This is a genomic window from Pandoraea apista, from assembly GCF_001465595.2.
Taxonomy (GTDB): Bacteria; Pseudomonadota; Gammaproteobacteria; order Burkholderiales; family Burkholderiaceae; genus Pandoraea; species Pandoraea apista.
Genome location: NZ_CP013481.2, coordinates 87,835 through 107,140 on the forward strand (window position 1 = coordinate 87,835; position 19,306 = coordinate 107,140).

The following is a 19,306-nucleotide window of genomic DNA, read 5'->3' on the forward strand; positions in this document are numbered from 1 at the left end:
TTCAACGGACCCGGGAAGGCGCGATGTTCAGGCAAGAACGAATGTCGCGCCGAGACAAGGAGTAAGCAATGGCTGGAATGAAGGAAATTCGCGGCAAGATCAAGAGCGTGCAAAACACGCGCAAGATCACCAAGGCCATGGAAATGGTGGCCGCGTCGAAGATGCGCAAGGCGCAGGAACGCATGCGTCATGCCCGGCCGTACGCTGACAAGGTACGCCAGATCGCCGCGCATATGGGCCAGGCGAATCCGGAATACCACCACCCGTTCATGGTGAAGCATGCCGACGCGAAAGCGGCCGGTGTCATCGTGGTGACGACGGACAAGGGCTTGTGCGGCGGCTTGAACACCAACGTGCTGCGTGCCGTGGTGACCAAGTTGAAGGCCATCGAAGCGCAAGGTCTGAAGGTCGAAGCCACCGCCATCGGCGGTAAGGGTTTCGGTTTCCTGAACCGTATCGGCGCCAAGGTGGTTTCGCACGCCGTGCAACTGGGCGACACGCCGCATCTGGACAAGCTGATCGGTGTGGTGAAGGTTCAGCTCGACGCGTACGCCGAAGGCAAGCTCGACGCCGTGTACCTGGCCTACAACCGCTTCGTCAACACGATGAAGCAGGAAGCTGTGGTCGAACAACTGCTGCCGCTGCCCGAGAAGTTCGAGGGTGCGTCGGAAGACGCGAGCGCAGTGCCGGCACAGCATTCGTGGGACTACATCTACGAACCGGATGCGAAGACGGTCGTCGATGCCCTGCTGGTGCGTTACGTCGAAGCTGTCGTGTATCAGGCAGTCGCTGAGAACATGGCGTCGGAACAGTCCGCCCGCATGGTGGCCATGAAGGCCGCATCGGACAATGCAAAGACCGTGATCGGTGAATTGCAGATGGTCTACAACAAGGGCCGTCAAGCAGCGATTACGAAGGAACTGTCCGAAATCGTGGGTGGCGCCGCCGCTGTGTAAGCGGTGGCACGGGCCGATGCGCCGTAAGGCGAAATGAATTTGAGTATCTAAAGGAAAAGCGATGAGTACTGCTTTGATTGAAGGCAAAATCGTACAGTGCATCGGCGCCGTTATCGACGTGGAATTCCCGCGCGACAGCATGCCGAAGATCTACGACGCGCTCACCATGGAAGGGTCGGAACTGACGCTCGAAGTCCAGCAACAACTGGGCGACGGCGTGGTTCGTACCATCTGTCTGGGTTCCTCCGAAGGCCTGCGCCGCGGTATGACGGTGCAAAACACCGGTCTGCCGATCACGGTGCCGGTGGGTCCGGCAACGCTGGGTCGCATCATGGACGTGCTTGGCCGTCCGATCGACGAAGCCGGTCCGATCGCCAAGGATCACACCCGTTCGATTCACCAGAAGGCGCCGGCATTCGACGAGCTGTCGCCGTCGACGGAACTGCTCGAAACCGGCATCAAGGTTATCGATCTGATCTGCCCGTTCGCCAAGGGCGGCAAGGTGGGTCTGTTCGGTGGCGCCGGTGTGGGCAAGACCGTGAACATGATGGAACTCATCAATAACATCGCCAAGGCACACGGCGGTTATTCGGTGTTTGCCGGCGTGGGCGAGCGTACCCGTGAAGGGAACGACTTCTACCACGAAATGAAGGACTCGAACGTTCTCGACAAGGTCGCGCTGGTGTACGGCCAGATGAACGAGCCGCCGGGCAACCGTCTGCGCGTGGCGCTGACCGGTCTGACGATGGCGGAGCACTTCCGTGACGAAGGTCGCGACGTGCTGTTCTTCGTGGACAACATCTACCGTTTCACGCTGGCCGGTACCGAAGTGTCGGCACTGCTCGGCCGTATGCCGTCGGCCGTGGGCTATCAGCCGACGCTGGCTGAAGAAATGGGTAAGCTGCAAGAGCGTATTACGTCGACCAAGACCGGCTCGATCACGTCGGTGCAAGCCGTGTACGTGCCTGCCGATGACTTGACCGACCCGTCGCCGGCAACCACCTTCGGTCACTTGGACGCCACCGTCGTGCTTTCGCGTGACATCGCTTCGCTGGGTATCTACCCGGCCGTCGATGCCCTCGATTCGACCTCGCGTCAGATCGACCCGAACGTGATTGGCGAAGAGCACTACACGGTGACCCGTCGCGTGCAATCGACGCTGCAGCGTTACAAGGAACTGCGCGACATTATCGCGATTCTGGGTATGGACGAACTGTCGCCGGACGACAAGCTCGCCGTGGCCCGTGCGCGTAAGATCCAGCGTTTCCTGTCGCAGCCGTTCCACGTGGCAGAAGTGTTCACGGGTTCGCCGGGCAAGTACGTTCCGCTCAAGGAAACGATCCGCGGCTTCAAGATGATCGTCGACGGCGAATGTGACCACCTGCCGGAACAGGCGTTCTACATGGTTGGCACGATCGACGAAGCGTTCGAAAAAGCCAAGAAGATGCAGTAAACGGTTGAGTGCCGGGCGACGGCGGTGTCTCGCAAGAGGCGCCACCGCACGCCGGCAGGTGACTGTTGCGGGGCGGGGTAGCGGAGCGAGGACAGCCATGTCCGGACTGGCGCGCCTGCCGCTTCATCACACTCAACGGGAGCGATTATGGCAACCATTCACGTAGACGTCGTCAGCGCGGAAGAGCAGATCTTCTCCGGTAAGGCGCGCTTTGTGGCGCTGCCCGGCGAAGCCGGCGAGCTGGGCATTCTGCCTGGCCACACGCCGCTGATCACGCGTATCAAGCCGGGCGCGGTGCGTATCGAGGACGAAGCAGGTAACGAGGACTTCGTCTTCGTGGCCGGTGGTATTCTCGAAGTGCAACCGGGCACGGTCACCGTGCTCGCCGACACCGCCATTCGCGGCAAGGATCTGGACGAGGCGAAGGCTGCCGACGCCAAGCGCCGCGCGGAAGAAGCACTGGCGAACAAGGATTCCAACATCGAGTACGCGACTGCCCAGGCCGAACTGGCCGAAGCCATCGCCCAACTCGCTGCGATCCAGAAGTTCCGCAAGGTGAAGTAAATCGGCACGGCGGTTGCAGCGGCGTTCTCGTCGGTGCAACACGTCACGCCAGCCGTCGCACGGTGATCGGTGCCGTCAAGACACCCATCGCCGCGTAGCGGCAGAAAGCCCCATGCATGCAAGTGCGTGGGGCTTTTGTTTTGTCTGTCGAGCCCGGCCCGGGACCCTGCCCATGTCCGGGAGCCTACTCAACTCAGGGCCATCCCCACTCGTTCCGTCACTCGAATTACGTTAACGTAAACGTCAACCTAGCGTGACGCGCTATTGTTATGAAGAGAAGACCGCCGTCGTTCGATACAGCGACAGGCGGGCCATTCACGCGTGACTGCCACGCGACAGCATTTCGCCATTTCAGCATTGCTTCAGGAGACAAAAGCATGGAAAGCCGGGAAGGTGCGGGCGTTGTACCTCGTAATGGACTGTCGTATGTGAAGGGCGATACCACCGTGCCGCTTTCGACGTTGACGGTGTTCGGTCTGCTTGCCGAGACGGCGGCGAAGTTTCCCGAGCGGCAGGCGGTGGTGTTTCGCGAGCAGGGCGTGGACTGGACGTGGCGCGAGTTCATCGCACACGTGGACACCTTTGCCGCGGGTCTGATTTCGTTGGGGCTGAAGAAGGGCGATCGCGTGGGTATCTGGTCGCCCAACCGTGTCGAATGGCTGGTCACGCAGTTCGCCACGGCGCGCGTGGGCCTGATTCTGGTGAACATCAATCCGGCGTACCGCCTCGCCGAACTCGAGTATGCGATCAACAAGGTCGGCTGCAAGGCGCTTGTCGCGGCGGAGTCTTTCAAGACGTCGCGCTACCTCGAGATGCTCAATGTCCTGGCGCCCGAGCTGGCAACGTGTGCGCCCGGCGAACTGAAGTCGGCGAAGCTGCCGTCGCTGCGCACCATCATCCGCATGGGCGAGGGCATTACGCCCGGCATGATGAATTACACCGACGTGGTGACCCTCGGCGCCGACGCCGATCTGGTTCGACTGCGCGAGATCTCCGACGGGCTCGATTGCTTCGACGCGATCAATGTCCAGTTCACGAGCGGCACGACCGGCAGCCCGAAGGGCGCCACGCTGACCCACCACAATATCGTCAACAACGGACGCTTCATCGCCATGGCGATGCGCTTCTCCGAGCACGACAGCCTGTGCATTCCCGTGCCGTTCTATCACTGCTTCGGCATGGTGCTCGCGGTGCTGGCTTGCGTGTCGACGGGCGCGACAATGGTGTTTCCGGGCGAGGCCTTCGATCCGAAGGCCACCATGGCCGCCGTCTCCGAGGAGCGTTGCACGGCGTTGCATGGCGTACCGACGATGTTCATCGCGCAACTCGATCACCCGGATTTCGGTAACTATCAATTCGATTCGCTGCGCACGGGGATCATGGCGGGTTCGCCGTGCCCCATCGAGACGATGAAGCGTGTGATCAACGAAATGCACATGAGCGAGGTGACGATCGCCTACGGCATGACGGAGACGAGCCCCGTGTCGTTTCAAACCACCACGACCGACCCGCTGGAGAAGCGCGTGACGACCGTGGGGCGCGTGCAACCGCACCTCGAAGTGAAGCTTGTCGACGCCGCCGGCGAGATCGTACCGGTAGGCGAGAAGGGCGAGCTTTGCACGAAGGGCTATTCGGTGATGCAGGGCTACTGGGATGACGAACCCCGCACGCGCGAAGCAATCCGCGACGGCTGGATGCATACGGGTGACCTCGCCACGATCGACGAAGACGGCTATTGCAACATTGTCGGCCGGGTGAAGGACATGCTCATTCGTGGCGGCGAGAACATCTACCCACGCGAGATCGAGGAATTTCTGTTCCGTCACCCGAAGGTGCAGGCCGTGCAAGTGTTCGGCGTGCCCGATCCGAAGTATGGCGAGGAAGTTTGCGCCTGGATCGTCCTCAAGCCGGGCCAGAGCGCAACGGAAGACGACATCCGAGCCTTTTGCAAGGATCAGATCGCCCACTACAAGATTCCACGCTATATCCGCTTCGTCGACGAAATGCCGATGACGGTCACGGGCAAGGTGCAGAAGTTCATCATGCGCGAAAAGATGGTGGAAACGCTCGGCCTGTCCGAAACGAAGACGGCCTGAGCGGGCGTTCGGGTTCCGGGCACCGGGCACAGAGTGCAGGGTGAAGGGTGCACAGTGCAGAGGTAAGGCAGGGCTCGTCCAGGCGGCGAGCCTCTGCTTATTTTTTGAGCGGGGCCGGGGGCAATGCCGTATCATTCGGGATTACCCTAGGCTTTTGTCATGCCCGCCCATACTTTTCGCACCGTCTTCGTACTAGGCATTTTGTCGGCGATCGGCTCGCTGTCGATCGACATGTATCTGCCTGCGCTGCCGAGCATTGCGCGTGAACTGAACACGACGGACGCTGCCGCGCAATTCTCGCTGGCATCGTTCTTCATCGGGCTGGGTCTGGGACAACTGCTGCACGGGCCGCTGGCCGACCGCTATGGGCGCAAACGTCCTCTGTATGCGGGTCTCGCACTCTATACGCTCGCGTCGGCAGGCTGTGCGCTGGCGACCAATATCGAAACGCTGATCGTCTGTCGTTTCATTCAGGCCGTGGGCGGCTGCGCCTGCTTCGTGATCGCGCGTGCCATGGCACGCGACTTGTTCGATACGAGCACGGTCGCCCGCGTGCTTTCGCGCATGACCCTCATCATGGGCGCTGCACCGATTCTTGCCCCGCTCATTGGCGGGCAAGTGCTGCTCTTCGTTGGCTGGCGCTGGATCTTCTGGGGGCTGACGGCCTTCGGGGCAGTCTGCTTTGCGATGTCCGTCTACTGGTTGCCCGAGACACGCGCGGCCGCCCGGCAGGCCCGCCATTGGCTCTCGACGGCCTGGCATAACTACGGCGCGCTGGTGCGCGACCGCGAGTTCATGGGCAACGCGCTCGCGGGTGGGGTTTCGCAGGCAGGCATGTTCGCCTACATCACGGGCTCGCCCTTCGTGTTCATCAACCTGTATGGTGTCGACCCGGCGCATTACGGCTGGCTGTTCGGGCTGAATGCCTGCGGCATCATTGCCGGCTCGCAGATCAACGCCCATTTGCTGCGCAAACGGCGTCCCGCCGATGTGTTGCGCCGCACCAACAATCTGGTCGCCATTCTCGGATTGCTGATGCTCGCAGTGGCGGCGCTGCCAGTGGGCGGCCTGATCGGATTGATGGTGCCGCTCTTTGCCTATGTCACCAGCCTCGGCTTTTCTCAGCCGAATGCGGTGGCCGAAGCCCTGAATCGCCAGCATCAACGTGCGGGCGCCGCGTCGGCACTCCTTGGTGCGCTGCAATTTCTCGCGGCGGCGAGCGCCGGCGCGGCTGTCGGGCTGATGCACGCGCATTCGGCAGTGCCAATGGCAGCCGTCATGGCGGTGTGCGGCACGCTGTCGTGGTGCTTCCACACCGTGTTGATTCGTCGCGCGAAGCCGGCGGCCCCGCCTGCCGCCGGAACCGTGTGAGTCCCTTCAACGCCACGTCAATACCCAGAAATGAGGAGCGCCTCGCGCTACCGGGCGTCTGAAATCTGCAACACGGAAAGGTGCCGTAAGACAAAACGGCGCCGTCAGCGGTGAATTTTCGGGAACTGACGTTCGAGCCTACCTTCCAAACCTGAAATTTGGCGAGCGACACTACATCTGTAACAGTTTGTAATTGCACTGTTCCGGCGTCAGCGCGATTGGCAAAGTGCAATTCAGCGCCCTTGCAAAGTCCCCCGAAATTTTTTGCGAGGATCGCTAAAGTTCGGCAAAACCCCGCCGAAATACAGTCAAGTAGTAGAGCGCAGCTTCGTGACACTTTCATGAAGTCGTCGCCTGTGTGTCACCGATCGTTCTCCCCGAACGCGTCGTTGGGGCCGTTTGCGCCCTTCGTGTAGGAAAAACTCCTACAAAAAACTTCCGCTTTTCTTGCCCTCCCATGTAGTTTTTCTCCGATTTCTTTCTCTTTCGCCCTTGTCCACAATGCGGGGGAATAGACAGTAGTACCGCCAGATTCATCCATTGCGCCGGGGGGGTGCATGCGAAACAGCGAAACACTGAATGAGATTCGTGAATTGAATCTCTCCTACCTTGTCCTGGCTCAGCGCCTGATCCGTGAGGATCGCGCCGCAGCCATGTTCCGCCTGGGGATCAGCGACCAGCTTGCCGACGTGCTCGGCAGTCTCACATTGGCTCAACTCGTCAAATTTGCGGGGTCGAACCAGCTTTTGTGCCGATTTCGATTCGACGACCACGTGATTCTTTCGACCCTTACGCATGGGGCGAAAGACGTGGGTATGCAGCAGTCGCATGCATCGATCCTGCTCGCGGGGCAACCCGTCGAGCAGATCGGCTAAGCGTACGCACACGCGACACGTGCGGTGCCGTCCCGAGGGGGCGGCGCTCTGCGTGACTTGCCAGGAAGCCTGTATATGCGTACCAAAAGCGTCGTTCTTGAGGCCCGTGAGATTCAACTGGCCATCGAGCTGATCGAACTCGGCGCCCGCCTCCAATTGTTGGAAGCAGAAACGAGCCTGAGCCGCGACCGGCTCATCAAACTTTACAAAGAGCTAAAAGGGGCGTCGCCGCCCAAAGGCATGCTGCCGTTCTCGACCGATTGGTTCGTGACGTGGCTGCCGAATATCCACTCGTCGCTTTTCCACAACATCTACCGTCATCTGGTGCAGCACGGCGGATGCCAGGGCATTGAAGCGATCGTCAAGGCGTACCGGTTGTATCTGGAGCATGTGGAACTGCATGGCTGGGAAGCCGTGCTCGGGTTTACGCGTGCATGGACGCTGGTTCGCTTCTTCGACAGCAAGATGCTGCAAATGACGCCCTGCACGCGCTGCGGCGGACATTTCGTTACGCACGCACACGAACCGCATGGCCAGTACGTTTGCGGACTGTGCCAACCGCCGTCGCGCGCCGGTAAGACCCGGAAAGCAAAACACGCGCACGCCGCCGATCTGGCGCCGGCCGTGGCGCCGCCCGAGACTGGCACGGATATTTCCCCGCTGGCAGCCTGAACGAGCCCACTTCACGAGGTCGCACCCCCTACAGTTTCCCTGCGTGTCTGCCGTTAAGCCCTCTGAACAGGAAGGACATTTTTCCGTAGACGTATTTTTGCGAGAGGTATCCGGCAGTGCTTGTCGTCATTGGTTACATCATCGTTCTGGCATCGGTCTTTGGCGGCTTCGTCATTGGCGGGGGCCACTTGGGCGCGCTGTTTCAGCCGACCGAGCTGCTGATCATCGGTGGCGCGGGCGTCGGCTCGTTTGTCGTGGGCAACAACAGCAAGGCGATCAAGGCGACGATGAAAGCGCTGCCGATGCTGTTCAAGGGCTCGAAATACACCAAAGAGCTGTACATGGAGCTGATGGCGCTCCTGTACGTGTTGCTCGCGAAGGCGCGCAAGGACGGCATGCTCGCCATCGAAGGGGATGTGGAAGACCCGGCGTCGAGTCCGGTGTTCTCACAGTACCCGCGCATTCTCGGCGAGCCGCGCATCATGGAATTCCTCACCGACTATCTGCGCCTGATGGTCAGCGGGAATATGAATGCGTTCGAGATCGAGAACCTGATGGATCACGAAATCGAAACGTACCGTCACGAGGGCGAAGTCCCGGCGCACTGTCTGCAAAAGACGGGCGATGCCATGCCGGCCTTCGGTATCGTCGCCGCCGTGATGGGCGTGGTGCACACGATGGCCTCGGCCGACCAGCCGCCTGCCGTGCTGGGGGCATTGATTGCCCAGGCGCTCGTGGGCACGTTCCTCGGCATTTTGCTGGCTTACGGCTTCATTTCGCCGCTGGCCCAACTCATCGAGCACCGTATCAACGAGTCGGTCAAGCTCTACGAGTGCATCAAGGTCACGCTATTGGCCAGCCTGAACGGTTATGCGCCGGCACTCTCGGTCGAATTCGGCCGCAAGGTGCTGTATTCCACGGTACGTCCGTCGTTCGCCGAGCTCGAAGAGCACGTGCGACAGGTCAAGGCACGTTGACGGGCGGCAGCAATGAGCGAGAAAGAAGAGCGGCCCATCATCGTCAAGCGCCGCGCACGCGGTGCGCACGGCCATCATGGCGGCGCGTGGAAGATTGCCTACGCCGACTTCATGACGGCCATGATGGCGTTCTTCCTGCTGATGTGGCTGCTCAGTTCGGTGAGCAGCAAGGAACTGACGGGCATCGCGGAGTATTTCCGCACGCCGCTCAAAGTTGCGCTCACGGGCGGCCGTAACGCCGCAGACAACAGCGGCGTGATTCCCGGTGGCGGCACCGACACCACTCGCACCGACGGCCAGAAGTCGCGTGGCGATCAGGTCAAGTCACGCCAGGCGACCACGACCGAACTGGCCGAGCGCGCCGATGCGCAGCGTTTGCGCGAACTCAAGGCGCGCATCGAGAAGGCCATCGAAAATAACCCGACGCTCAAACAGTTTCGCAAACAACTGCTCATCGATGTGACCACGGAAGGGTTGCGCATCCAGATCGTCGACGATCAGAACCGGCCGATGTTCGCCAACGCGAGCGCGCAGGTCCAGCCGTACATGCGCGACATTCTGCGTGAGATCGGCAAGTCGCTCAACGACGTGCCGAACCGAATCAGCCTGTCCGGCCACACCGACGCCACGGCTTACGCGCAGGGTGACAAGAGCTACAGCAACTGGGAGTTGTCCGCCGATCGCGCGAATGCTTCGCGTCGCGAACTGATTGCGGGCGGACTCGATGGCGACAAGGTACTGCGCGTGGTGGGCCTGGCGTCTACCGTGCCGCTCGACCGTGACGACGCGTACAACCCGATCAACCGTCGCATCAGCATCATTGTGCTCAACCGCCGCGCAGAGCAGTCGGTCAAGCACGAAGGCGACCAACCGACAATCGACGCCGCGAACGTACGCGGCGCAGGAAGTGACGCGGTGAACGCCGCCATCAACGGCACGTTGCCTGCCGTGCCGGGCCTGCCCACGCCGCCCGCACCGCCCACGGCACCGGCGGCGCCGGGTGCGACCGCGCGATAACCGACAAGAGGAGACGCATGCAAGCCCTTCGTAACACGATTCTCGCCGTCGACGATTCCGCGTCGATGCGTCAGATTCTGGCGGCAACGCTCGACGAAGCCGGCTACGCCGTGACGACCGCCCGCGACGGGCAGGAAGCCCTGGCGCTGGCGTCGAACGCGAGCTTCGATCTGGTGCTGACCGACCAGCACATGCCCGGCATGGATGGTTTGTCGCTCATTCGTGCACTGCGCGAACTCGATGCGTTTGCCCAGACGCCCATTCTGGTGCTCACGACGGAAGTCGATGGCGCGTACAAGACGGCAGCCCGCGAAGCGGGCGCCAGCGGCTGGCTGATCAAGCCGGTCGACCCCGAAGCATTGGTCGACGTGGTGGGCTCGCTCGTCGGCGAAGGCGCATGACGATGGCGTCGATGGCACAACCAAGTTAGGACGAGGAAATCGGTGGATATCACCCAGTTCTACCAGACCTTTTTCGATGAAGCGGAAGAGTTGCTCGCAGAGATGGAGCACCTCCTGCTCGCGCTCGATATCAATGCGCCGGACAACGAGCAGCTCAACGCGATTTTCCGTGCGGCTCATTCGATCAAGGGCGGCGCCGCTACGTTCGGTTTCACTGCGCTCACCGAGACCACTCACCTGCTGGAAAACCTGCTGGACCGCGCGCGTCGCGGCGAATTGCAGTTGCGCACCGAGATGGTCGACACCTTCCTGGAAACCAAAGACGTGTTGCATCAACAGTTGAATGCCTACCGCGCCTCCAGTGAGCCTGATGTCGAGGCGATGACGCGCATCTGCGCGATTCTTCAGCAACTGGCCGCCGAAGAAGGCGGTGCGCCGGCCTCTGCCGCGCCGGTCACGCCCGCTGCGGCGGCACCCGCGCCGGCCGCCCCGGCCGCGCCCGCAGCAACAGCAGCAACCCCAGACACCGGTGCCGGCACTACCGATGCAAGCGGCGCACCCGCGAGCCCCGTGCCGCCGGGTCAGACGCGTCTGAAAGTCACGCTCACTGGCGTGGGCGAAAAGGACCAGGCGTTGCTTGCCGAAGAGCTGGGTAACCTCGGTCAGGTTGCCGGCCGTCAGTCCACGCCCGACGCGCTGCACCTGTGGCTCGACACGACCTGCGGCGCCGACGACATTCTCGCCGTGTGTTGCTTCGTGATCGAGCCGTCGCAGATCGATGTGCAGGACGCATCTGCCGCCCCCGCTGCCCCCGCTGCACCGGTACAAGCCCCGGCCGCAGCACCGGTCCAGACTGCCGAGATCTTCACGCAAGCGCCCGCGGCTTCGGCGCCCATCGAAGTGCCCGCAGCACCGGCGCCGGTGGCTGCGCCGCCTGCGCCAGAGCAGATCGTCGTGCCCGCCGCGCCTGTGGCGCAGGCAGGTGCCGGCGGCAATGGCGCGCATCATCCGCCGGAAAAGCGCGCGGCGGCGGCACCTGCCGGCGGCGCTGCCGGACACGAGAACAGCTCGATTCGCGTGGGTGTGGAAAAGGTCGATCAGCTCATCAATCTCGTAGGCGAATTGGTGATTACGCAGGCCATGCTCGCGCAAACCGCGAGCAGCCTCGATCCGATGCTGCACGACCGCCTGTTCAATGGCATGGGCCAGCTCGAGCGCAACGCGCGCGATCTGCAAGAGGCGGTGATGTCCATCCGCATGATGCCCATGGACTATGTGTTCTCGCGTTTCCCGCGTCTGGTGCGCGATCTCGCAAGCAAGCTGGGCAAGCAAATCGAACTGGTCACGTTCGGTCAGGCGACCGAGCTGGACAAGAGCCTGATCGAGCGCATTATCGATCCGCTCACGCACCTGGTGCGTAACAGTCTGGACCACGGTATCGAAACATCGGAAGCGCGTCTGGCTTCGGGCAAGGACCCGGTCGGTCAACTGGTGCTGTCCGCCGCGCATCAGGGCGGCAACATCGTGATCGAAGTGAGCGACGACGGTGCGGGTCTGCGTCGCGAGAAGATTCTCGCCAAGGCGCAGCAGCAGGGCATGAACGTGTCCGACTCGATGACTGACGAGGAAGTCTGGCAACTGATCTTCGCGCCGGGCTTCTCCACGGCCGAAGCGGTGACCGACGTATCGGGCCGCGGCGTGGGCATGGACGTCGTCAAGCGAAACATCCAGCAGATGGGCGGCCATGTGGAGATTCTGTCCACGCGCGGCAAGGGCACCACGATCCGCATCGTGCTGCCGCTCACGCTCGCGATTCTCGACGGCATGTCCGTCAAGGTCGGCCCCGAGATCTTCATCCTGCCGCTGAACTTCGTGATGGAGTCGCTGCAACCACGCCGCGATGACATTCGCGCCGTGACCGGCGAAGGTCAGGTCGTGCTGGTGCGAGGCGAATACCTGCCGCTCGTGGAGCTGTACCGCGCCTTCGACGTGCCGGACGCACGCCTCGACCCCACGCAGGGCATCATCGTGATCCTTCAGGCCGAAGGCCGCCGCTTTGCGTTGCTGGTGGACGAGCTGGTCGGACAGCAGCAGGTCGTGGTGAAGAACCTCGAAACCAATTACCGCCGTATTCACGGTATTTCCGCCGCCACCATCATGGGTGACGGCAGTGTGGCCTTGATCGTCGACGTGGCGGCGCTTCAGCGCGGTCAGCGCTCGGCGTCGGCCACCATCTTCAACTGAAGTCGGAGACGCGTTAGATGGACAACCTTTCGCAAGAGCATGCCGTGTCGCGCCAGGGCGGCGCCATGCAGACCGATGGCGACGGTCAGGAATTTCTGGTCTTCACGCTGGGTGAAGAGGAATACGGTATCGATATTCTGAAAGTGCAGGAGATTCGCGGTTACGACGCGGTCACCCGCATCGCCAACGCACCGGACTTCATCAAGGGCGTGATCAACCTGCGCGGCATCATCGTGCCGATCGTGGACATGCGCATCAAGTTCCGTCTGGGCCGTGTCGAGTACGACACGCAGACGGTCGTCATCATTCTGAACGTGGCAGGTCGCGTGGTCGGCATGGTGGTCGATGGCGTGTCGGACGTGCTCACGCTCGCGCGCGGTGAAATCAAGCCCGCGCCCGAGTTCGGCGCCCAACTGGCCACCGAGTACATCACGGGTCTGGGCACGGTCGAAGGCCGCATGCTGATCCTGATGGACATCGAGAAGCTGATGACCAGCGACGACATGGCGCTCATCGAGCGTCTGGCGAGCTGAGTTCCGGCGGACCGGACGCCGAGCGCAAGGCAGCGAGCGCCGATGTGAACGACGGGCCGAGACACCCGCAGCATTACCCCATAGACCATAACCCATTTACCGCAGTCCACGGAGACCGAGCACGTGCGCGATAACCAGCCCGTCACCCAAAACGAATTCGTCATCGGCGAGCATCAGTACCTGATCTCGCGAACGGATCTCAAGGGGCGGATCACGTATGCCAATCCCGCCTTCGTCGAGGTGAGCGGTTATACGCGTGATGAACTGCTGGGCGCGCCGCACAACATCGTGCGCCATCCGGACATGCCGTCGGAGGCATTCGGCGATCTGTGGGAGACGATCCAGCGTGGCGACACCTGGACCGGGCTGGTGAAGAATCGCCGCAAGAACGGCGATTACTACTGGGTGCTGGCGACGGTAACGCCAACGCTGGAGAACGGTGCGGTGGTGGGCTACACGTCGGTGCGCGTGCGTCCGGCGCCGGGCGCGACTGCGCAAGCGGAAGACATCTACGCGCGCTTTCGCAACGGGCAGGCCGGTAATCTGCGCATTCGCGGCGGGCAGGTCGAGCGCGGTGGTATCGCGGCGCTGGCGCGCAAGGTGCGGCTCGACACGCTGCGCGCGCGGCTGACCGGCATTATCGTGCTTGGCGCGATTCTCCTCGCCGTGGTCGGCGGGCTGGGCCTGTGGGGCGTGTCGAGCAGCAATCAGAAGCTGTTGCAGGTGTATCAGAACGGCATGGTGCCGGTCAGCACGCTGGGCGTGATCGGCCAGAAGCTCGACCGCGACGTGTTGCTCGTGGCGGAAGCCGTGGGTAACCCGAACCTCGACGCGATGAAACGCGCGGGCGATGAAATTGCGGGCAGCCTCGACGAGATCAATCGTCAGTGGGCGGAGTACATGAAGTCGGTCGACCCGGCAACGCAGGCGCAGGCGGAGCGTTTCAACGTGATTCGTCAGCGCTTCACGACCGACGGTCTGCAACAGACGGTCGAGATGCTCAAGGCCGGCTCGGCCGAAGGGGCACAGCAGACGTACCTCGAAAAGGTGAAGCCGGCCTACGGTCCGATGCGCGACGAGCTGAACGTGCTCACGCGTCTCGAACTCACGCAGGCGACCGATCTGTATCAGCAGTCGCAGAAGGAACACACGCTCGTGCGCGGCGCCACGGTGGTGGCGGTGCTCGGCGGGATTGTCGTGCTGTTCGTGCTCGGCAGCATTCTGCGCCGCGCGATCAACCATCCGCTGCGGGTTGCCCTGTCGATGTCGAAGCAGATCGCGGCGGGCGACCTGACCGGCAAGGCGGAAAGCACCGGCCGCGACGAAATCGGCCAGTTGCTGTTCGGCCTCACGGTGATGAAGAACAGCCTGCTGTCGATTGTCTCCGACGTGCGCGAAGGTATCGAATCGATCAACGTGGCCTCGCGTGAAATCGCCGCAGGCAACACCGATCTGTCGGCACGCACCGAGCAACAGGCCGCCTCGCTCGAACAGACGGCGTCGTCGATGGAACAGCTTACCGCCACGGTCAAGCAGAACGCCGACAACGCGCGGCAAGCGAGCGCAATGGCCGTGAACGCGTCGGAAATTGCTGCGCGAGGCGGCCAGGTGGTCGGCAACGTGGTCGACACCATGGACGGTATCTCGACAAGCTCGCACAAGATCGTCGACATCATCAGTGTGATCGAAGGCATTGCCTTTCAGACCAACATCCTTGCGCTGAACGCCGCTGTGGAAGCGGCTCGTGCGGGCGAGCAGGGCCGTGGCTTCGCGGTGGTGGCGGGCGAAGTGCGCACGCTGGCGCAACGCAGTGCGGCGGCCGCGAAGGAAATCAAGGTGCTGATCGAAGACTCGGTCGGACGCGTGGAAAACGGTTCGGCGCTCGTGGCGCAGGCCGGTCAGACCATGAACGAGATCGTGCAGGCGGTCAAACGCGTGACCGACATCATGGGCGAGATCTCGGCAGCCTCGGCGGAGCAGTCGAGTGGCATCGAACAGGTCAACCGTGCCGTGACGCAGATGGACGAAGTCACACAGCAGAACGCGGCACTCGTGGAAGAAGCGGCCGCGGCGGCGGGCTCGCTCGAAGATCAGGCACATCGCTTGCGCGATGCCGTCTCCGTGTTCCGCGTCGGCGACAGTCTCAAGGTGGCCGGGGCGCCCGGCGCCACCGTGAAACGTACAGCCTCTGCCGTGCGGCAGTCGGGCGGGGTTGCGCCGGCAGTCTCGACGGCATCGACGGCATCGGCGGCAACGGGCAAAGCCACGGCATCGGCGGCCGGTGCTGCACCGGCACGCGCCAGTGCTGGCGGGGGCGCTACGCGCACCGTTACGCGCCGTCCGCAGTCGCCCGCCCCTGCGGCCGTGAGCCCGCAGGAAGACGCACAGGTACTGCAACTGGCAGCACGACGGGGTAAGGCACCGGCGGCCGGATCGACGGGGACAACGTCGACGGCGAATTCAAGCGATCCGGGTGACTGGGAAGAATTTTGACGTTTCGATGATTCAGATGGGTATGCCGGCCACGGGCCGGTCTTCACGGGGTAGAGGTCGTTATGTTTAAGAATGTCACCATCCGGGCCCGGCTGACGCTGGCGCTAGGACTCTTCATGGTGCTGCTGGTCGTAGGCGCCGCTGTGGGTCTCGTCTCGCTGCGACAAAGCAACGCGTCGTTGCAGGAGATTTACTCGAACGACATGGCGTCGGCGCGCTCGCTCGCGCAAACGACGATCTCGACACTGGGCGCACGCGTGACCCTCTCGCGCATCGAATTCATTGCCGATCCGACCGAAATCAAGACCGCGATCGAGAGCGTTCGCAATAACCTGAAGAAGGCCGACGACGCCTGGGCCGCCTACGCGGCACTGCCGATGAGCGATGGCGAGAAGAGCATCGCCGACGCCGTGATCGTCGCACGCGGCAAAGTGGTCAACGACGGCATTCTGCCCGCCCTGAAGGCCATTGAATCCGGCGATATTCCCGACTTCCACGCCAAGACGGTGATGGACGTGCCGCGCCTGTTTGCCGATTACACGAAGGCAATGACGGCGCTGGCCGATTTGCAGGTCAAGAACGCCGAAGACCGTTACCTCGCTGCGCAGAGCCGTTACACGATGGTGATGTGGATGGTCGGCATCGGTCTGGTCGTGGGCTTGCTGGTCGGTATCGTGACGCAGATCACGCTCACACGCGCCATCGTCGGCCCGATCGACGACGCCATCAAGCACTTCGAGAAGATTGCCGGCGGTGACCTCACGCAGCGCATCGACGTGTGGAACGAGACCGAGACCGGGCGTCTGTTCAAGGGCGTGAAGCACATGCAGGAAAGCCTGGTGCGCACCGTGGCGGAAGTTCGCTCGGGTACCGAGTCGATTACGTCGGCTGCGCAGCAGATCGCCGCAGGCAACACCGATTTGTCGGCGCGTACCGAACAGCAAGCCGCGTCGCTCGAAGAGACCGCTTCGTCGATGGAGCAGCTCACGGCGACCGTGCGTCAGAACGCCGACAACGCACGTCAGGCCAGCCAGCTTGCCGTGAACGCGTCGGAAATCGCCACGCGCGGCGGCGAAGTCTCCGGGCAGGTCGGCGAAACCATGGACGGCATTTCGGCCAGCTCGAACAAGATTGTCGACATCATCAGCGTGATCGACGGCATTGCCTTCCAGACCAACATTCTCGCGTTGAACGCCGCCGTGGAAGCGGCCCGTGCGGGCGAGCAGGGCCGTGGCTTCGCGGTAGTGGCCGGTGAAGTTCGCACGCTGGCGCAGCGCAGTGCGGCCGCCGCCAAGGAAATCAAGGCGCTGATCGAAGAGTCGGCGCGCCGCGTGCAAGACGGCACGGCACTCGTGGCCCAGCAGGGGCAGACGATGGGCGAGATCGTGCAGGCGGTCAAGCGCGTGACCGACATCATGGGCGAGATTTCGGCAGCCTCGGCAGAGCAGTCGAGCGGTATCGAGCAGGTCAACCGCGCGATCACGCAGATGGACGAAGTCACGCAACAGAACGCGGCGCTCGTGGAAGAAGCGGCCGCTGCCGCCGGCTCGCTGGAAGAGCAGGCCAATCGTCTGAAGTCGGTGGTGTCGGTGTTCCGTCTGGATGCCAGCCAGGCAGCGACAAGTCACGCGGCCCCGGCGCTGGCGGCGCTGCCGCCGGCGGCACGCCCGGCAGTGAAGAAGGTGGCGGCGCCTGCTGCTGCGGCGCCAGCGGCCAAGGCGGCATCGGCACCGTTGCGCAAACCGGCGCCGGCCGCAGCCGCTCCGGCGGCCAGCGCCCGCACCGGCACGGACGACGCGAGCGGCGATTGGGAAACCTTCTGATCGCCCAACGCGCGCTTCGAAGCAACACGGTGAAACCTACTGGAACGGTGCACGCGTCTTTCCCCGAGTCGCATGAGAAGGAATCGGGAAAGCGCGTGTCTGCAAGTGGCAACAATCGGTAAGACAGAACGCCGTCGCGAGCCTCGCGCCGCGACGTGCAGCAGGTGGAGGTCACATCATGAAGCAGTTGAGTCTCAAAGCAAAACTCTGGTCCGCGCTCGCGCTGATGTGGCTGGGGCTTTTGATTCTCGGCGGCTGGGCTGCCTGGCATGAACGCGGCACGATGATGTCGGAGCGGCGCACGGCGGTGGAGAACGTCGTCACCAGCGCCGACGGTATCGTGCGCGACTACGCGGCGCAGGCCGCAGCGGGCAAGATCTCCCTGGACGAGGCGAAACAGCAGGCCATGGCCCGCCTGAAGACCATGCGTTACGGGGATAGCGGCTATGTGGTCATCTTCGACACGAAGCCCACCGTACTCATGCACCCGACGCTCGCCGATCTGGTGAACAAGGACGTCTCCAACTACAAGGACTCGAACGGCAAGCTGCTCTATGTCGAGATGGCGCAAGTCGCCAAGGGCAAGGGCGCGGGCTTTGTCGACTACTACGGCCGCGTGGCCGGCAGCGACAAGCGCCTCGCAAAGCTGTCGTTCGTGAAGTACTTCGCGCCCTGGGACTGGGGCATGATGAGCGGCGTGTACGTGCAGGACATCGACGAAGCGTTCTACAGTACGCTGGTGCGCCTGGGTATTGCGCTGCTGGTCATTGGCGCCATCGTCACGACCGCCATGGTCGCGATTATCCGCAACGTGCAACGCAGCCTCGGCGGCGAGCCCGAATACGCGGCCGAAATCGCACAACGTATCGCCAGCGGCAACCTTCACAGTCATGTCAACGTGGCGCCGGGCGACACCACAAGCCTGGTCTACGCCATGCAGCGCATGCAGCAAACACTCGCCGAGACCATCGGACAGATTCGGCAGGGCACCGAGTCGATCACAACCGCCGCGCGCGAGATCGCCGCAGGCAACACCGATTTGTCGGCGCGCACCGAACAGCAAGCCGCGTCGCTCGAAGAGACGGCCTCGTCGATGGAGCAGCTCACGGCGACCGTCAAGCAGAACGCGGACAATGCGCGCCAGGCCAGCCAGCTTGCCGTGAACGCGTCGGAAATCGCCACGCGTGGCGGCGAAGTCTCCGGGCAGGTCGGCGAAACCATGGACGGCATTTCGGCCAGCTCGAACAAGATTGTCGACATCATCAGCGTGATCGACGGCATTGCCTTCCAGACCAACATTCTCGCGTTGAACGCCGCCGTGGAAGCGGCTCGTGCGGGCGAGCAGGGCCGTGGCTTCGCCGTGGTGGCAGGCGAAGTGCGCACGCTGGCGCAGCGCAGTGCGGCCGCCGCCAAGGAGATCAAGGCGCTGATCGAAGACTCGGCGCGTCGCGTGCAAGACGGCACGGCACTCGTGACGCAACAGCGTCAGACGATGGACGAGATCGTGCAGGCGGTCAAACGCGTGACCGACATCATGGGCGAGATTTCGGCAGCCTCGGCGGAGCAGTCGAGCGGCATCGAACAGGTCAATCGTGCCGTGGCGCAAATGGACGAAGTGACGCAGCAGAACGCGGCGCTCGTGGAAGAAGCGGCCGCTGCTGCCGGTGCACTGGAGTCGCAGGCGCACGAGCTGCGCGAAGCGGTATCGGTGTTCCAGACGAGCGGTGCGGGTGGCGCGAGTGTGCATGCCGTGAGCGCCGCGCGCCGCGAACCAACGCCGCAACCGTTGGCTCGCGCGGCATGAGTGCGAGCACGCAGCGAGCATGACGCA

General features: G+C 62.9%; 15 protein-coding genes. All 15 read left to right on the forward strand.

All coding sequences use genetic code 11. The features are described from left to right. Window positions 1-68 precede the first annotated feature (68 nt). The 15 genes from atpG (at window position 69) to AT395_RS00435 (ending at window position 19,279) form a co-directional block, all read left to right on the forward strand. Window positions 69-956 carry a F0F1 ATP synthase subunit gamma gene (gene atpG, locus AT395_RS00365; RefSeq protein ID WP_042113617.1) on the forward strand — a complete coding sequence of 296 codons (888 nt, stop codon included), beginning with the start codon at window positions 69-71 and terminating at the stop codon, window positions 954-956. Window positions 957-1,017: 61 nt separating this feature from the next. Then, window positions 1,018-2,409: a F0F1 ATP synthase subunit beta gene (gene atpD, locus AT395_RS00370; RefSeq protein ID WP_039366371.1), complete on the forward strand. Its 1,392-nt coding sequence runs from the start codon at window positions 1,018-1,020 to the stop codon at window positions 2,407-2,409. Window positions 2,410-2,556: 147 nt separating this feature from the next. Further along, window positions 2,557-2,973: a F0F1 ATP synthase subunit epsilon gene (locus AT395_RS00375; protein ID WP_042113616.1), complete on the forward strand. Its 417-nt coding sequence runs from the start codon at window positions 2,557-2,559 to the stop codon at window positions 2,971-2,973. A 377-nt stretch (window positions 2,974-3,350) separates the two neighbouring features. Then, window positions 3,351-5,069, forward strand: coding sequence for an AMP-binding protein (locus tag AT395_RS00380; protein ID WP_048628381.1), 1,719 nt, complete (start codon window positions 3,351-3,353; stop codon window positions 5,067-5,069). A 159-nt stretch (window positions 5,070-5,228) separates the two neighbouring features. Further along, window positions 5,229-6,440 carry a Bcr/CflA family multidrug efflux MFS transporter gene (locus AT395_RS00385; protein ID WP_042113614.1) on the forward strand — a complete coding sequence of 404 codons (1,212 nt, stop codon included), beginning with the start codon at window positions 5,229-5,231 and terminating at the stop codon, window positions 6,438-6,440. A gap of 557 nt (window positions 6,441-6,997) precedes the next feature. Next, window positions 6,998-7,315, forward strand: a complete 318-nt coding sequence (flhD, locus tag AT395_RS00390; RefSeq protein ID WP_010807753.1) for a flagellar transcriptional regulator FlhD — start codon at window positions 6,998-7,000, stop codon at window positions 7,313-7,315. A gap of 75 nt (window positions 7,316-7,390) precedes the next feature. Beyond that, window positions 7,391-7,987, forward strand: coding sequence for a flagellar transcriptional regulator FlhC (gene flhC, locus AT395_RS00395; protein ID WP_048628380.1), 597 nt, complete (start codon window positions 7,391-7,393; stop codon window positions 7,985-7,987). A gap of 116 nt (window positions 7,988-8,103) precedes the next feature. Next, on the forward strand, window positions 8,104-8,964 hold the full coding sequence (gene motA / locus AT395_RS00400; protein ID WP_023598342.1) for a flagellar motor stator protein MotA: 861 nt from the start codon (window positions 8,104-8,106) through the stop codon (window positions 8,962-8,964). A 12-nt stretch (window positions 8,965-8,976) separates the two neighbouring features. Continuing rightward, complete coding sequence (gene motB / locus AT395_RS00405) at window positions 8,977-9,981, forward strand: flagellar motor protein MotB (protein WP_048628379.1); 1,005 nt, start codon at window positions 8,977-8,979, stop codon at window positions 9,979-9,981. Window positions 9,982-9,998: 17 nt separating this feature from the next. Next, window positions 9,999-10,382, forward strand: coding sequence for a response regulator (locus AT395_RS00410; RefSeq protein ID WP_042113611.1), 384 nt, complete (start codon window positions 9,999-10,001; stop codon window positions 10,380-10,382). A 42-nt stretch (window positions 10,383-10,424) separates the two neighbouring features. Next, the gene (cheA, locus tag AT395_RS00415) at window positions 10,425-12,626 is read left to right on the forward strand and encodes a chemotaxis protein CheA (protein ID WP_058375265.1); all 2,202 of its coding nucleotides are present in this window, start codon (window positions 10,425-10,427) and stop codon (window positions 12,624-12,626) included. A 17-nt stretch (window positions 12,627-12,643) separates the two neighbouring features. Continuing rightward, on the forward strand, window positions 12,644-13,159 hold the full coding sequence (locus AT395_RS00420) for a chemotaxis protein CheW (protein WP_010807747.1): 516 nt from the start codon (window positions 12,644-12,646) through the stop codon (window positions 13,157-13,159). 123 nt (window positions 13,160-13,282) lie between these two features. Beyond that, complete coding sequence (locus AT395_RS26255; RefSeq protein ID WP_048628377.1) at window positions 13,283-15,652, forward strand: methyl-accepting chemotaxis protein; 2,370 nt, start codon at window positions 13,283-13,285, stop codon at window positions 15,650-15,652. A 62-nt stretch (window positions 15,653-15,714) separates the two neighbouring features. Further along, the gene (locus AT395_RS00430; RefSeq protein ID WP_048628376.1) at window positions 15,715-17,475 is read left to right on the forward strand and encodes a methyl-accepting chemotaxis protein; all 1,761 of its coding nucleotides are present in this window, start codon (window positions 15,715-15,717) and stop codon (window positions 17,473-17,475) included. Between the two features lie 178 nt (window positions 17,476-17,653). Then, on the forward strand, window positions 17,654-19,279 hold the full coding sequence (locus AT395_RS00435) for a methyl-accepting chemotaxis protein (RefSeq protein WP_048628375.1): 1,626 nt from the start codon (window positions 17,654-17,656) through the stop codon (window positions 19,277-19,279). Window positions 19,280-19,306 lie beyond the last annotated feature (27 nt).

What these genes read in the sequence shown, in the direction of transcription:
- AT395_RS00380 (WP_048628381.1), top strand. Translation starts at nt 3,351, where the DNA reads ATGGAAAGCCGGGAAGGTGCGGGCGTTGTACCTCGTAATGGACTGTCG.
- atpG (WP_042113617.1), top strand. Translation starts at nt 69, where the DNA reads ATGGCTGGAATGAAGGAAATTCGCGGCAAGATCAAGAGCGTGCAAAAC.
- motB (WP_048628379.1), top strand. Translation starts at nt 8,977, where the DNA reads ATGAGCGAGAAAGAAGAGCGGCCCATCATCGTCAAGCGCCGCGCACGC.
- AT395_RS00385 (WP_042113614.1), top strand. Translation starts at nt 5,229, where the DNA reads ATGCCCGCCCATACTTTTCGCACCGTCTTCGTACTAGGCATTTTGTCG.
- flhD (WP_010807753.1), top strand. Translation starts at nt 6,998, where the DNA reads ATGCGAAACAGCGAAACACTGAATGAGATTCGTGAATTGAATCTCTCC.
- AT395_RS00410 (WP_042113611.1), top strand. Translation starts at nt 9,999, where the DNA reads ATGCAAGCCCTTCGTAACACGATTCTCGCCGTCGACGATTCCGCGTCG.
- AT395_RS00375 (WP_042113616.1), top strand. Translation starts at nt 2,557, where the DNA reads ATGGCAACCATTCACGTAGACGTCGTCAGCGCGGAAGAGCAGATCTTC.
- atpD (WP_039366371.1), top strand. Translation starts at nt 1,018, where the DNA reads ATGAGTACTGCTTTGATTGAAGGCAAAATCGTACAGTGCATCGGCGCC.
- AT395_RS00420 (WP_010807747.1), top strand. Translation starts at nt 12,644, where the DNA reads ATGGACAACCTTTCGCAAGAGCATGCCGTGTCGCGCCAGGGCGGCGCC.
- AT395_RS00435 (WP_048628375.1), top strand. Translation starts at nt 17,654, where the DNA reads ATGAAGCAGTTGAGTCTCAAAGCAAAACTCTGGTCCGCGCTCGCGCTG.
- AT395_RS00430 (WP_048628376.1), top strand. Translation starts at nt 15,715, where the DNA reads ATGTTTAAGAATGTCACCATCCGGGCCCGGCTGACGCTGGCGCTAGGA.
- flhC (WP_048628380.1), top strand. Translation starts at nt 7,391, where the DNA reads ATGCGTACCAAAAGCGTCGTTCTTGAGGCCCGTGAGATTCAACTGGCC.